This is a genomic window from Roseibium aggregatum IAM 12614 (assembly GCF_000168975.1).
Lineage (GTDB): Bacteria > Pseudomonadota > Alphaproteobacteria > Rhizobiales > Stappiaceae > Roseibium > Roseibium aggregatum.
This window is the reverse complement of sequence record NZ_AAUW01000006.1, coordinates 85,299-99,700: the sequence shown is the minus strand read 5'-3', so window position 1 is coordinate 99,700 and position 14,402 is coordinate 85,299. Positions and strand designations below refer to the sequence as shown.

Sequence of the window (14,402 nt, the reverse complement as noted above, 5' to 3'; positions counted from 1 at the left end):
GGCTTTCGAAGACAGGCCAAAGGCAAAGGCGCGGCACCTGGGGGAGTGACTTATCAAGACGCATGTGAAGCGGCTCGTCCTCTATTTTCCCGGCTATGATTTGCGCCCGGCGCGTTACTGCTTCGCGTTGCTCCGAAAGGAGTTCAACACCTTCCTGAAAGTTCGGCTGGTGGACGGAGCCTTGTCCGAGCTGAAGGAAGGTCTCGAGCCTGGCGGCACCACCTCCAGCTGGAGCGGGCATGTTGACTGGCCCGAGGCCCACGTCGACACGAGGTTCGTGCAAATCGGCTGGCGGGATGTCATCAAACCCGATTTTCAACGCTCCTGGCTGCGGACGGTTTTGGATGCGCTCCGGTCTTTCATGTTGGTCGCGCAGGCAGGCGGATATCGGGCCGCATTGAGAAGCAACTGGGCGCACGGGGTCTTCTGTCTATATCCCCCGGTAGGTCTTATTCTCTATTTCCTGACCAGCCTGCTGCCACCCATTCTTCTGGCGCCGGTCATTCTGCGCAATGTGGGCGCGGCAGTCCGGGAGGACCAAGCAGACGAAATCGCCTGGTCCGTGTTGCTGGGAGGCAGCGCGGCGTGGCTGGTCGCGGTTTATCTGCTCATGACCTGGCTGGAGCCAAAGTCCTATTTCCGGTACCTGGTCAACAGCTGGCACTTCATGGCCCGGCTCGCCCGCAACGATCACCCGGAGATGCTTGCCCGCATAGAGGAAAGCGCAGACCTGATCGTTGCCGCAGCCTCCGAAGCGGACGACGACACGGACCTGGTGTTCGTGTCTCATAGCTGTGGCACCTTCGTGGCGATCTATATTCTTGCCGCGGTTCTGCGCCGGCAACCGGACATCGTCCGGCGCCCCGGCGGCTTCGCTTTTGTCACGTTGGGACCTGCGTTCGATTGCCTGGGCGGCTTTGGGCCGGACGGCGGTTTTGGAGAGGCCATGACGGCGGTGGCACGGTCCGGTGTCGACTGGACGGATCTTTACGGCCCCCACGACCCGCTCTGCGGTGGCCGCACCCCACCAGTGGCGCGTTATGCCCGGCCGGCCGGGCCAAGCGAAGCTCTCCCGGAGCCAAGACGGTTCAGCGTGTGCATTCCCGACAGGATGACCGCAGACAGGTTCCGACACCTGCGCTTTCGCTTCTTCGCGCTTCACTTCAATTATTTTTTCGCTTCGGTGCGTCCGGGCTTGTTCGACTTCTACCGCCTGACCCTTGGCCCCAAACGCGCTGTTGACCAGCTCACCGCCTGGGACATGGGGCGGGATTAACGGGCCACGCGATCTCCCGACATCTCCCCCAAGCCTAGCGGTCGCCGGGGAAGCGAACGGTCTGCAAGAGTTCAATGACCTCGCCGGCCGGCCCTTCGAAAATTGCGTTTCGAACCCGGACTTCGGGTTGGCCAAGGGTCAGTGCTTCGGGACCGTTGAGATGCCTGGCACCTGCTTCAACAATCCGAGTGCAAGCCTGGTCAAGATCAGTCACGCTCAGGCAAAGGTGCGCGAGTGCACCCGTCGAAACCTCTTGACCGTTTTGCGCACCGACGCCTTGCATCGGGATCCCGGCCTGCAGATCGAACAGTTCGATCCAGCTTTTCCCGTCGGGTGCCTGCATCATCACCGCGCGGTCAATGCCATAGTCCGGCAATGTCCAATCGTGCACCTGGCGGAAACCGATTTCTTCATAAAACGAGACGGACCGCTGCAGGTCAGGCGAGCGGATTGCAAAGTGGTGAAAGCCAGTGAAAACTTGTTCTGACATCGGTTGATCTCCATGTTTCGGGAGACATCTATCGGAGCTTCCCGCGCATGAACCAGTCTGACAATTTTGACACAGCAAGCCACCGGACCTGGTCGACGATCCAGCAGCGAAACCGCGGTAACCTTCATGGCTGGTGCGATCTTGCTGCTGGCCTCCAGACGGTGAGCGGACAATGGAAAGCCTCGATCCTGATTGCCCTGTCCGAGAGGGCGCGCGCTCTGCCGGATATTCAGCGCCGCCTTGAATTTGCAAGCCGCCGTGTCCTCGTCCGGGCGTTGCGCGAACTTGAAAAGGACGGACTGGTGTCGCGATCGGCCGATGTTGCAACAGCCTATTGCCTGTCGCGCGATGGCCTGGCGCTGGTGCCCATCCTGCGGGATCTTGCGGCCTGGAATTCTGCCCGGGCCGGCTGACGGTCCCTAAACGCGAACGCCATAAACAAGCGTCTGAAATGCGCTGCCCTCTGCAACGCTGCGGGGGCATCAACATCACGCGCCTCGTCTGGCGCACACAGATGTCTGTCACGGACCAGGCCAGGCCTGATCAACAAATATCCGGGACAGGATCGCGCCGGCTACATCCCAAGATACAATTACAGATTGAGTTTCAGGAGGTATGATTCTTGATTGAATACGCTGGTATTTTGTCGAAAACTTCTGGCTCACCGATGAAAACCAAAAGCTGACTTTACACGTAGAGCGCGATACGGGAGTCTGCGCTTGGGGGCATTCATTCTCGATAGGCTCACTTGAGAGGTCCGATGCGGATTCTGAGATTGTTGCTTGCAGGCCTGGTCATCATCACCGCGGGGTTTGTCATTGCAGGCGAACATCTGTCAGGCACAAGTGCAGACGCCGTCATCAATGCCAGGCTTACCACGGTTCGGGCACCAACAGCAGGCCGCCTGACGCTGGAACACAGGCTTCTCGGATCTTCCGTCACAGAAGGCGAACAACTCGGGTCGATCAATGATCCCCTCGTCGACAACATCCACCTCTATGAATTGATCCGCCAGAAGGCCTTTGCGAAAGCGGAGGTCGAGCGGCTGACCAACATGATCGCCGCGATCGAACAGTCCGTAAGCGATCTAAAGGCGAAATCGGAACGCTACCAGCGGCAGCGGATCCTGCAGCTCGAAGCGGAGCTGCGTGCCCTGACGTTCGAAATTGGCGCCGCCGAAGCAAGGGGGGATGAAGCAGAGGCAGCTTTCAAACGCTCAAAACAACTGACCGACCGCGGGTTGGAACCTTCGGCGTCCTTCGAGCGGATCAGGGCGACGCAGCGGGTTGCAGCTCAGGATCTGGAAGGGGCGCGCCAGAGGGCGGCCGTCGTCGAAATCGAACTGCAGGCGGCCCGGAACGGAACGTTTCTCGGCGATGGGTACAATGACGCACCCTATTCCGAACAACGCATCTCGGAACTGACACTCGACCAGTCCGAGAAACAAGCCTTGCTCACCGCGGAAAAAGCAAAGGCAGAGGCGCTAGACAATCGCATTAATGTCGAGCGGCTCAGAGTGAACCGGATGACGTCCTCGAAGCTCATTTCGAACGTCAACGGAACCATCTGGGAAGTTCTGGCTGCGAACGGCGAGACGGTTGAACGAGGCGAGCCCCTGATGCGCCTGGTGAATTGCTCCTCCGCGATCGTCACCTTAAGCGTCGCGGAATCTGTCTATAACCGTCTCAAGATCGGTGACCTTGCCAAGTTTCGCGTGAGCAACGACCAGAAGGTTCTGGACGGTACGATCACGCGCCTGGCCGGTTCCGGGGCAGAGACGATTTACAGGAACCTTGCGGTTGCGCCCAGCGAGCGGCACCTGCAGCGCTTTGACGTGACGCTTCTTGTGCCCACGATCCGCGAAGACCCGGCACTTGCCTGTGCCATCGGGCGAACGGGCCGAGTTTTCTTCGAAGCAAGACCGCTCGATTTCCTGCGCAACCTCTGGCTCTGAAATGTTCCCGGTCGTCTATCTCAGTGACACTATCTCCAGCATCGTGCAGCTCAATCTGGTGCTGGCATTCGGGATGCTTGTGCCTTTGCTGCTCTCCCGGGAGAAGACCTGGCACAGGGCATTGCTCTTTGCAGCCTGTGCCGTGCTGACCGCGCGATATCTTTATTGGCGCGCCGCTTACACGCTTGCGCCGTTGGACCTGACCCTGGACTGTCTGGCAAGCTGGTCGTTCTTCGCCATCGAGTGCTCCGCATGCCTGTCGTCGCTCAGTGCATTTCTTATCCTGTCGAGACATCGCGACCGCAGGCAGGAGGCGAGCAGGCAGCAGGACTGGTGGGAACCGGAGCCCGCACCGAAGGTGGCCGTTCTCATTCCCACCTACAACGAAGAGCGGGACATTCTGGAACGGACCATCGTAGGGGCACTTGCCCTCGATTACCCGGATTTCAGCGTTCATGTGCTTGATGACAGCGGGCGCGACTGGCTGAAGAATTACTGTGCTTCGCGAGGCGTTACCTATGTCAGGCGGTCCGAGCACACGGGAGCCAAGGCCGGCAACATGAACCATGCGCTCCGGCAAATGGCCGCGGAAGGTCCGGAGCCCGCCTTCATTGCCGTTCTCGATGCAGACTTCGTGCCGCACAGCAATTTCCTAAAAAGAACGGTCGCCCTCCTGAAGGACGACAAGGTTGGACTGGTTCAGACACCGCAACATTTCTTCAACGCCGATCCGATCCAGCACAATCTCGGCCTCAGCCGGTCCTATCCGGACGAACAGCGCTTTTTCTTCGACTATCTGCAGCCCTCGCGTGATGCCTGGGGCATAGCCTATTGCTGCGGAACCTCCTCCGTCATCCGGTGGAGCGCACTCAAGGAGATCGGCTGGTTTTCGACGGAAAGTGTCACCGAAGACTTCCTTCTGACACTCTGCCTGAAGGACGCCGGTTACACCTCTGTCTACCTGAACGAAGCCCTTTCCGAAGGCCTCGCGCCGGAAGGGCTCAAGGAATACATCAGCCAGCGCGCCAGATGGTGTCTCGGCATGATGCAGATTGCCCGCAGCCGGCTTGGCCCCTTTTCCCAAAATCGTTTGCACCTTGCCGACCGCTGGAGCGTGATCGACAGCGTTCTCTACTGGACAACGAACTTTCCGTTCCGGATCGCCATCCTCGTCTATCCGCTGCTCTACTGGTACTTCAACATCATGGTTGTCGATGCAACCTTGCAGGAAGTCCTGCGGTTTTTCGGCACCTACTACCTCTGGATCCTGATTACCCTGAACTTCGTGTCCGGTGGTCTGGTGGTTCCGGTCGTCAACGACATCAGCCAGCTCCTCGGTGCCGTGCCGATCACCAGAGCTGCCATCACGGGACTGTTCTTTCCGAAGGGACATCCCTTTTCCGTCACCGCAAAAGGTGGAGACAGAAGCCGTGTGGTCATCCAGTGGCGCTTGATTGCGCTCTTTGGCACCTTCTTCGGGCTGACCGTTGCCGGCTTGCTGCTCGGAATCATCTCCGACTACTTTGCGTATAACGATGCGGGTGACGGCAAGATCGTTGTCATGTTCTGGACGTTCTACAACCTGATCGTCCTCGGCGTGACGATGATTGTCTGCGTGGAACTTCCAAGGCGCGAGATCCATTTCCAGGACAAGCCCGAACGAGCCATCCTTCATACAGACAAGGGCAGAACCCGTGTCTGGATAATCGATCTTACGCAAAACTCTGTCAGGATCCGTGGACCGGCCATGCATGACGATGCGCCGGTCAAGATCGAAATAGAGGGCGTCGGCATCGTCGATGCCGTGGTGACGCTGCCGAGCGACGACGGCGCCCGCCTGCTGCTGGAGCCGAAACCGGAACAGCATGAAGCCTTGCTGCGCCGCTTCTATACAACGGGAGAGGCTCCGGGTGTCACCAAGACCCGTTACCGTGCATTGCTTGGCGATCTGGCCAAAAGACTGTCGGCATCGCACCGCTGACGGGGCACACTTTCACGGGTGCAACACGTTTTGCAGTCTTGCGACCGCCGCACTCAGCACGTTCGCTTCAGTCGTTGTCTTCGCCTCGTAGGGGTAGATCTCGTCGCCGCGCATGACTGCCCTGGCCGAGTTTGCCAATCTGCGGAAAGGGCGAACAAAAATCAGGATGAACAAAGTCGTGAGGGCCGCCAGAACGATGCCAAGGGTTACGAAGTAGGCGATGAACACATTCGTGAAATCGCCGATCGGATGCGCTGTGTTGCTGACGCGCGCGATCATGCTCCAGCCGAATGCAGGCAGATCCGCATAGCCGAGGTCTGGTATCACCGTCGTGAAGTAAGTTGTGCCGTCCGGCCATGTCTCAGCCCTGGTCTGCCACGCTCCGGTCATTGCAGAGCGGAAGCTCTGCAGCTTGTCGATAGGGTCGGAAAGACCGTCCGTTCTTGCGACGATGCTTCCTGTCCGGTCGATGACATAGACCTCCAGTCCCATGGAATGCGCAGATTCTGCCAGATATTGCTCGACCCACTGATGATTGATGTGGAACGCCAGCACCCCTTCGACCTCCCCGAACTCATCAGTCACAGGTGTTGCCATGTCGAGAAAGCGCCGCAGATCATTTCCGGAAGCCGGTGGCACATCGGCCTGATGAACATCCCCGGCGAAATCACCTCCCAGCCCGTTCCGGAACCAGGGGCTGGAAGAAACATCCGTTCCTTCCAGCATGCTGGCCGAGGCCGTCAGGACCGTTCCATCGACCGACGCAAGACCAGCCCAGGAAATTCGTTCCTCGCCGGCAACAACCATATCCAAGGCGGTCCTGATGGCCGTCTCCCCCCGTCCGGTCATATCCACGGCAATAACCCGAAGATTGCGCCAATCCTGGTAAAGCTCCCGGGCAAATTCGAGTGCAACCCCGTTGCCCCTGACCGACACCGCTTCGGCAAGTGCCGAATCTCGGCTCTCTTCCAGCCGCTGGCCGACAAACGACCAGGCGGTAAGCACTGCAATCACACCTCCAAGGGCAACAAAACCGCAAACGGCCACCACCAGAGAGGGGTAGCCGCTCCTGGCATGTTTTTCTCTCATCGGTCACTCCTCATCCCACAGGAGATGAATCAGACACAGCGAATTGGGGAATTTGGTGACGCTCACCACCACCGATGGTGGGAAACTCGAGGCGGCAGGTTGTTTCAGGCGCGATGGTTAAGAGTTTCTTACCATACTGATTAAACTTCGACCCATCATGGAGGCTCGCAAACTAGGTAGTAATGGCAGCGTCGCTACACATGGATGCATCAGACAATTGCGCCACCTGTGCCGTCCACAAACTGGCTGCCAATTCTGCAAATGTCTTCTTCTGGAGCTCCTTCAGTCTGCCCCGTTCTAAAACGCCCCATCATACGCCCGCCGTTCAATCCGGCAGGCCAGCAGGGTGAAGCCTTCGCGGTGCAAGGCATCTTCGGCCTCGCGGTGCAGTGTCGCTGCGTCCTCCACCCACAGCCCGTGGCCACCATAGGCCCTGGCGACGGCCGGGAAGTCGGTTTCGCCGAAATCGACCCCCACATTCGGGCGCTGGCTGGAGCGTTGCTTGAGTTCGATCAGCGACAGGCTGGTGTCGACCAGCACGCAGATGATGACGGGGATCTTGAGGTCACGCAGGGTGGAAAGTTCGCCGAGGCACATTTCCAGACCTGCGTCGCCGACAAAGGCAATCACAGGGGACGCGCCTTCGACAACGCGGTGGCCCATGGCCAGCGGGACGGCGCAGCCCATGGTGCAGAGGGCTGAGGACTGCAGCATCTGTCGCGGCATCGGGCAGCGCCAGATCTGGCTGACGAGAATTCGGTGAGCACCGCTGTCGGCGGTAGCCACCGTGTCAGCCGGCAAAGCCGCGCGCAGTGTGTGGAAGACCGTGCCCGGCCCCCAGCCGGAAGCTTCCGGTGCGAAGGCCTTGTCGAGCTCTGCCCGAACGGTAATGGGTTCTCCCGCCGGCCAGGATGGTTTTGACGGCTGGCGTGCCGCACCCAGAAGATCCAGCGCCGGCTGCACGGCACTGCGCAGCGTTGACCGCACGCTGTGCATGCCATGGGTGCGCAGCACCGGGGTGATGTCGACCACCGGGGCATCGGCATCCCACGGATTACGCCAGTTGATGCGCATTTCGATGGGGTCGTAGCCGAGCAGCAAGATGCAGTCGCTCTTGTTGATCAGTGGCAGCAGCAGCCCATCGGCCTTGGGTGACAGGCCAGCTCCGCCGAGGGCAAGCGGATTGTTTTCGTCCAGGAGCCCCTTGCCCTTGTAGCTGGTGACGAGGGGGATCTGAAATGCTTCGCAGAAATCGGTGATTGCCGCCGAGGCTGCTTCGTTGACGGCATCGACTCCGGCAATCGCAATTGGCCGTTCGGCATTCCTGAAAAGCTCCAGCGCGGTGTCGAGATCCGGTCCGGATACGGGAGCCGTCGAAACGGGAGACGACTGGAACACCCGGCTCCAGGCTTCCTGTGTTTCCCCCTCGGCCACACGGATCGGCACGTCGATATGCACCGGGCCTGGCTGACCGTCGAGCGCGATGGCCAGCGCCTTTTCCATCATCACGTCCAGTGCACCGAGGCGGGCAGAGAAGCTGGCCTTGACGATGGGCCGCAGCAATTGCTGATGATCAAACACCTGGTGGGTGTAGCTTTCCGCTTCGCCCTGGTCGACACAGCCGGTAAGGAAGATCAGCGGCACCCGGTCCTGCCAGGCGTTGGCAACGACGTTGACCGCATTGGCCGCACCCGGCCCGAGCGTTGCCAGAAGCACGCCCGGTGCACCATCCGCATGCCAGCCGCCTTCGGCCATGAAGCCGCCCGCGTTCTCGTGTTTCACCAGGACAAAATTCAGCCCGGCCTCGTCCAGCGCCTGCATGAGGGCCAGAACCTCGCCGCCCGGAATGCCGAAGGCGTGACGGCAGCCTGCCGCGTGAAGCTTGCCTGCGATGATATCCGCACCGGTGGTCATTTGCTGCTGTGTCCTTCAGTCGCCGCGTCTGGCGGGGTTGGGCCGAGGTCGAGAACACCTCTGCCGGCAAGTTCGGAAAGGGTGGCCTGGCTCAGGCCGAGATGACGGGTCAGAACGTCCGTGGTGTCGGCCCCCACAAGTGGCGGCGCGCTGCGGTAGGCAACCGACGTCTTTTCCAGATTGATGGGCGAGCCGATCAGATCGACTTCACCACCGAGCGGATGCGGCAGGGTTATGCGCATTTGTCGGGCCATCACCTGCGGATCGGCAAAGACCTGTTCCAGATCGTTCACCGGGCCGCAGGGAACGCCCGCGGCCTCAAGCTCGGCGATCCACGCTGCCGCGGTCTTTTTGATCGTGAGGCGGCGGATCTTCGGGATCAGCTCCGTGCGGTTGCGCACCCTGTCGGCATTCTTGGCATAAAGCGGATCATCAGCCAGTTCCGGCGCACCGGCGACCTTGCAGAACTTGACGAACTGGCTGTCGTTGCCGACCGCCAGAATGAAGGACTGGTCGCTGGCCGGAAACGTCTCGTAAGGCACTATGGTCGGATGGCCATTGCCGAGCCGTCCCGGCACCTTGCCGGAGGTGAGATAGGCGACGCCCTGGTTGATCAGCCAGGAGACCTGCGCATCCAGCAGCGAAATGTCGATGGACTGGCCTTCGCCGGTGCTGTTGCGGTGGTTGAGCGCGGCGAGGATGGAGACCGTCGCATACATGCCGCACATGACATCGGCGATGCCGACGCCGCATTTGGTTTCCGTGCCGCCGTCCTCATCCGGAAAGCCGGTCAGCGACATGATCCCGCCCATGCCCTGGATCAGGAAATCATAACCGGCCCTCTGTGCGTAGGGGCCGGTCTGCCCGAAGCCGGTGATGGAACAATAGATCAGGCGCGGGTTGCGGGCTTTCAGCGTGTCGTAGTCAAGCCCGCGCCGCTTCAGATCGCCGACCTTGAAATTCTCCACCAGAATGTCGGCCTTTGCCGCCAGATCGGCAATCAACTGCTGCCCTTCGGGGCTGGCAAGGTCGATTGCGACGGAGGCCTTGTTGCGGTTGGAGGAAAGGTAATAGGCACTTTCGCCGGTCTCCCTGCCCTCGCCGTCCTTCAGGAAGGGCGGTCCCCAGCCGCGCGTGTCGTCGCCCCGGCCCGGCCGCTCGATCTTGATCACTTCTGCACCAAGATCGCCCAGAATCTGCGTGCAGGTCGGCCCGGCGAGAATGCGGGAAAGGTCGAGGACAACAAGGCCAGACAAGGCACCGGGGGCGGCAGAGGACAGCTGGGACAAGGCTCACCTTCGAAATGACGTTTTCCGGTAAAGGCCACAGGCCGGTGGGCGCCGTCAACAAGCCAGCACCAGCCCCTCGAACAAGCCACCTCACTTTCTCGTTAGAGAATTGGGAAAAGGGGCGTTCGGAAAAGGACGTCTGAAAGGTGGAGGAATGGCGCAGACCGGGCAAAGGGAGTGTCGGGATCAACGCACCTAATTGCCAGGAGAAGCGGTTGCGAGACAATTGAAACTCTGGAATCGAGTAGGCCCCGGGTCTCGCGGTGACTCGCCTGGGAGGACGACGGAGAGGGTTTTCTTGCGGCAGGTCAGTTTCTAACCCTATGAATATCCAACCACCTCTTGTGCCCTTGGCCAGTTCGTCATGCCATGGCTTGACCATGGCATCCATGCCGTGTCCCTTCCTCCACTCACTGCCTTACGAGATGTGAGGAAGCGGCATGGATTGCCGGATCAAGTCCGGCAATGACGGAGGAAAGAGGAGCAAGAGACTTGCGGCTTGCCCTTTCTAGTTTCCTTTAAGTGGAGTGGGCAGGCGACGTGTAAGTACGCAATTCTCTCCGTCGTCATCCCGGGCGGAGCCGAGATCCAGAATTTGGGTGACGAAGGGCTCGATATTTAGGGGACTGCAGATCAAATGGATGTTCCCCATCCCCGAGAGGTTTGTTGACCTTGGATGCCTTGAAATCCACCTGGGCCACGGCGCACACCTCGTTCTTGCCTACGTCGACCAGCCCTTCATCTCGGCGAGCTCATTCCAGGCGCGCTTGATCCAGTTTGCCCGCACGCTGTGGCCGCCGTCGTGGAGGCAGAGTTCCAGGAAGCCTTTTTTCGGCTGCCAGGTCTCGCAGGTGAGATTACCGTCGGTGTAGGTCTTCGGCTCGGTATCCGCGAGACCATCCTGGCGGCGCCAGACGTCGAAGCTCTTGAAAACATCACCCTGTTTCCACTTTCCTTCACCAAGCCAGCGCCCTTCCAGCGGCACAACGGTGTCCGAGGTCCCGTGAACGTGGAACAGATAGGGCGTTTCCGCCTCGCAGGATTGCGGCAGAGGCTCCCAGAAGGCACCGGCGATGGGCGCGTATCCGGCAAACAACCCCGACTCCTCGCAGGCCGTGTACCAGGTCATGAATCCGCCTTCAGAAAAGCCGGACAGCATCGTGCGGCTTCGGTCGATGCCGAAGCGGTCGGCAAGATCCTGAAGGACGGTGTCGAAGAAAGCCGGTTCGTCGCGCAGGTTGCGCGGCGAGGTCGGGAAGGACCAGGTGCCGTTCACGCCCTGGACGGCAACAAAGGCAACCCCCAGGTCATCCGCCATCTGAAGGAAGCTCTGGTTACGGATCTCATTGATCGCCTTGCCCTTATAGCCATGGAGAAAGAAGATCGCGCCCATTGGCTTGTCGGTCGGCTGGTTGGCCGGCAGATGGATGTAATATTCACCGTTCCCGACGTCGCAGGGTTTTTCCCCGCCGCAGCCCGCGGTTCCCGCCGCTTGAGACGGCGCGCTGAACGCACCCAGGGCCAGAACCACGGTGCCCGCCATCAGGCTGAAACGTCTGGAAAGACCGGTAACTGTCACCAATGACATGAAGTGCTCCTTGCATGGTAAAACCCACTGCCCCGCTGCGCCGGTAAGGATGCTCTCCGAACCGCATTTGTCCAGCGGCATGTCTTCACAAATCGGCGAGAGGGGCGCGGTGACGGGACCCGGTCAGTCCCACGCGCCTTCCGTCGGAATATTGAGAAGTCGGCCGCAATGCTTGCAATGCACCGCGTCCGGGTCGTGACGGTTGAGGCCGCAATCGGGACAGGGCAGATTGACCTTGGCCGGACGGAAGATCGTCTGGACCAGGCGCAGAAACAGGGCAACGCCAAAGATCATGATCAGCACTGTCATCAGCCGGCCGACGCTGTCGGTCATGGTGATGTCGCCGAAACCGGTGGTCGTCAGTGTTGTCACGGTAAAATAAAGCGCGTCGAGATAGTTGTTGATGTTGTCGTTGCGGTCGTTCTCGACCACGAACACCAGAGCCGTAACCACAAAAATGAAGACGATCAGGTTAATACCCGACTGGAAGATCTCTTCGTTGCGGCGGAACCACTTCGACGCCTGACGAAGCTCCTTCAACAGGTGATAGGAGCGCATCAGCCGTAACATCCGCACAACGCGCAGGAAGGCGAAATTCTCGAAGAAGGCCGGGGCGACCAGAGAGACGATCACCACAAAATCGGCAAGCGAGGTGAAGCTGAAGACATATTTTACCCGCCGGCTTTCGGCGACCAGGCGGGCAACATAGTCGAGCGCCAGAACCGCGGCGATCGCATAGTCCAGTTCATGATGGATGCGATCCCTGTCGATCATCGACGAGACGATGAAATAGCCGATGGTCACCAGATCGAACAAAAGAAGCGAATAGCGGAAGGCCCGCGACGCGACCGTGTCGCCAAAATAGAGTTGCCGCAGGATTTTCTGCAAACTCCGCTTCGTGTCTGCCATCGGCTTCCCCTGTTCCTTGCCGGCCTAACCGGCATACGCTTTGTGCGCTAGATAGATCATTCGTGCGGATGACGCACGACGCTGCTGCAAACAAGCTGTTTATTCTCACGCCCGACCGCACTAATGTCCGCGGTCAATCAACCGTGACATCCTGAATTCCGCTGAATGCAGGAGGCTCGAAACTTTTCAGAACCAGTCTGCATTCCGGCGTTCCTGCGACCGCTCGCGAATGCCGGCAGGTACAGAGGCCGGAAAGGCCCATCCAGAACGGAAGCGTTACATGTTTGATTTGACGGGACAAGTTGCCCTTGTGACGGGCGCGAGCCGGGGCATCGGAGAAGCTGCCGCACGGAGCCTCGCGAAATACGGTGCCAAGGTGGTGCTGGCGGCGCGCTCCGACAAGGATATCGAACGCATTGCCGGCGAGATCCGTGCAGAAGGCCAAGATGCGACCGCCGTGGTTTGCGACGTCGCCGATTACGATGACGTGGTCAAGGCGGTGCAGACCGCCGTCGACACCTATGGTGGCCTCGACATCCTCGTCAACAATGCCGGGGTGATCGAACCCATCGCCCGCATCGAAGACAGCGATCCGGCAGAGTGGGGCAAGGTCATCGATATCAATGTGAAGGGCGTCTACTACGGCCTGCATGCCGCGGCCAAACATATGCTGGCCAAGGGCGCCGGCACCGTGGTCAACATCAGCTCGGGTGCTGCGGTCAGCGCGTTGGAAGGCTGGAGCCACTATTGCGCGTCCAAGGCGGCCGCGCTCTCCCTCACCCGCTGTGCGGACAAGGAATTCGGCGACAAGGGCCTGCGCATCGTCGGCCTCAGCCCGGGCACGGTGGCAACGCAGATGCAGGTCGACATCAAGTCTTCCGGACTGAACCCGGTGAGCCAGCTCGACCCTTCGGTGCATATTCCAGCCAGTTGGGTGGGGGAAGCCATCTGCTGGCTGTGCACGCCTGCCGGCGATGCCTATCGCGGTGTGGACTGCTCGCTGCGCGACGAGGATGTGCGCAAGTCCGTCGGTCTGATTTGATTGCTGTCAGCGCTTGAGTCTGAAGGCTTTTCAACGAGGTGAGGACCTGAAAAAGCCAACGAAGCAGCAAAAACAAAAGAGGGCCGCGTTAGCGGCCCTCCCATGAGATCGACGTGACACAAGTCCCGGATCAGATCCCAGCGAAATCTCGCACTACCAGAGGCTGCTCCAGCACCGTTCGATTCCGCCCAGACACTTGGGCCACGCACCGATACTCATTAGACATGGGCACACCTCCTTTCAGTTGTTGAACACAGTAAGAGTGTGGGGTCGCAAAACCCGTTTCACAAGCCTAAATTCAAGGCGCGGTTGCCAATCCGTTACGCAATTCACAGAACTGTCACCGGGAGGCCACAGCCTTATCGGCGATGGACAGGAAGACCTGGTCGAGTTCCCCTGCCAGTTCTTGCAGGGCCGGGCCACCTTCTTCCATGTAGGGCGCAAAGACAAAACCGGGTGTTTTCCAGGAAAGCGTTGCCGTTCCATCGGCGTTTTCGGTCACATAGAAACGTATGGGCGCCTCAATGCCCGCGGCAACAGAAGCTTCCAGCATCCGGACGGCATAGTCATTGCGGTAAACGCCGATGACCCGGTTACCCGGAATGGTTATTCCCCTGCCCTTGGCACCATCCGACGCGCTGGCCTGGGTCACCGCCAGCATGCCTTCGTCCGTGATCGCGCTTTTCAGATCGTCGACCAGTGTCGTGTAGCTCTTTTCCGTGGGCAGGACCTGCCAGCCCTCGCGGCCGGACAGACCGTCGGCCCTCGCCAGTCCGGCGGCCAACAGGCTGGTGATAAAAACCAGGGCTAACAGACGCATCTTCTTTCTCCCGCGAGCGGTGTTGCAGTGCGGCTTACTCTAGCGAGGTC

General features: G+C 59.9%; 12 protein-coding genes. 5 read left to right on the top strand and 7 right to left on the bottom strand.

Features of this window, described 5'->3' with window-relative positions; translation table 11 throughout:
• Positions 1–64: 64 nt before the first annotated feature.
• Positions 65–1,276: a hypothetical protein gene (locus SIAM614_RS09625; protein WP_040439766.1), complete on the top strand. Its 1,212-nt coding sequence runs from the start codon at positions 65–67 to the stop codon at positions 1,274–1,276.
• 34 nt (positions 1,277–1,310) lie between these two features.
• Here SIAM614_RS09625 and SIAM614_RS09620 read toward each other — a convergent pair whose 3' ends face one another.
• Positions 1,311–1,766 carry a VOC family protein gene (locus SIAM614_RS09620; RefSeq protein ID WP_006934028.1) on the bottom strand — a complete coding sequence of 152 codons (456 nt, stop codon included), beginning with the start codon at positions 1,764–1,766 and terminating at the stop codon, positions 1,311–1,313.
• Between the two features lie 47 nt (positions 1,767–1,813).
• Here SIAM614_RS09620 and SIAM614_RS09615 point away from each other — a divergent pair, with 47 nt between their 5' ends.
• The 3 genes from SIAM614_RS09615 (at position 1,814) to SIAM614_RS09605 (ending at position 5,701) form a co-directional block, all read left to right on the top strand.
• On the top strand, positions 1,814–2,179 hold the full coding sequence (locus SIAM614_RS09615) for a winged helix-turn-helix transcriptional regulator (protein WP_006934026.1): 366 nt from the start codon (positions 1,814–1,816) through the stop codon (positions 2,177–2,179).
• A 347-nt stretch (positions 2,180–2,526) separates the two neighbouring features.
• Entirely contained in the window at positions 2,527–3,720 is a 1,194-nt protein-coding gene (locus tag SIAM614_RS09610; protein WP_006934024.1) for an HlyD family secretion protein, read from the top strand.
• Position 3,721: 1 nt separating this feature from the next.
• Positions 3,722–5,701 carry a glycosyltransferase family 2 protein gene (locus SIAM614_RS09605; protein ID WP_006934022.1) on the top strand — a complete coding sequence of 660 codons (1,980 nt, stop codon included), beginning with the start codon at positions 3,722–3,724 and terminating at the stop codon, positions 5,699–5,701.
• Between the two features lie 12 nt (positions 5,702–5,713).
• Here SIAM614_RS09605 and SIAM614_RS09600 read toward each other — a convergent pair whose 3' ends face one another.
• The 5 genes from SIAM614_RS09600 to SIAM614_RS09580 all read right to left on the bottom strand — a co-directional run bounded on the left by SIAM614_RS09600 (position 5,714) and on the right by SIAM614_RS09580 (position 12,490).
• Positions 5,714–6,790, bottom strand: coding sequence for a cache domain-containing protein (locus SIAM614_RS09600; protein ID WP_006934020.1), 1,077 nt, complete (start codon positions 6,788–6,790; stop codon positions 5,714–5,716).
• A 297-nt stretch (positions 6,791–7,087) separates the two neighbouring features.
• A complete protein-coding gene (locus SIAM614_RS09595) occupies positions 7,088–8,704 on the bottom strand; it encodes a thiamine pyrophosphate-binding protein (protein WP_006934019.1) in 1,617 nt (538 codons plus the stop codon).
• Entirely contained in the window at positions 8,701–9,993 is a 1,293-nt protein-coding gene (locus SIAM614_RS09590; protein WP_006934018.1) for a CaiB/BaiF CoA transferase family protein, read from the bottom strand. The genes SIAM614_RS09595 and SIAM614_RS09590 overlap by 4 nt, the downstream gene beginning before the upstream one ends.
• A gap of 721 nt (positions 9,994–10,714) precedes the next feature.
• On the bottom strand, positions 10,715–11,581 hold the full coding sequence (locus tag SIAM614_RS09585; RefSeq protein ID WP_157139771.1) for an alpha/beta hydrolase family esterase: 867 nt from the start codon (positions 11,579–11,581) through the stop codon (positions 10,715–10,717).
• 123 nt (positions 11,582–11,704) lie between these two features.
• The gene (locus SIAM614_RS09580; RefSeq protein ID WP_006934014.1) at positions 11,705–12,490 is read right to left on the bottom strand and encodes an ion channel; all 786 of its coding nucleotides are present in this window, start codon (positions 12,488–12,490) and stop codon (positions 11,705–11,707) included.
• 280 nt (positions 12,491–12,770) lie between these two features.
• On the opposite strand from SIAM614_RS09580, the gene SIAM614_RS09575 reads away from it, so the two are divergent.
• Positions 12,771–13,532 carry an SDR family NAD(P)-dependent oxidoreductase gene (locus tag SIAM614_RS09575; protein ID WP_040439827.1) on the top strand — a complete coding sequence of 254 codons (762 nt, stop codon included), beginning with the start codon at positions 12,771–12,773 and terminating at the stop codon, positions 13,530–13,532.
• Between the two features lie 340 nt (positions 13,533–13,872).
• Here the strand turns inward: SIAM614_RS09575 and SIAM614_RS09570 are convergent, their stop codons facing one another.
• Complete coding sequence (locus SIAM614_RS09570; protein WP_040439765.1) at positions 13,873–14,352, bottom strand: DUF302 domain-containing protein; 480 nt, start codon at positions 14,350–14,352, stop codon at positions 13,873–13,875.
• Positions 14,353–14,402 lie beyond the last annotated feature (50 nt).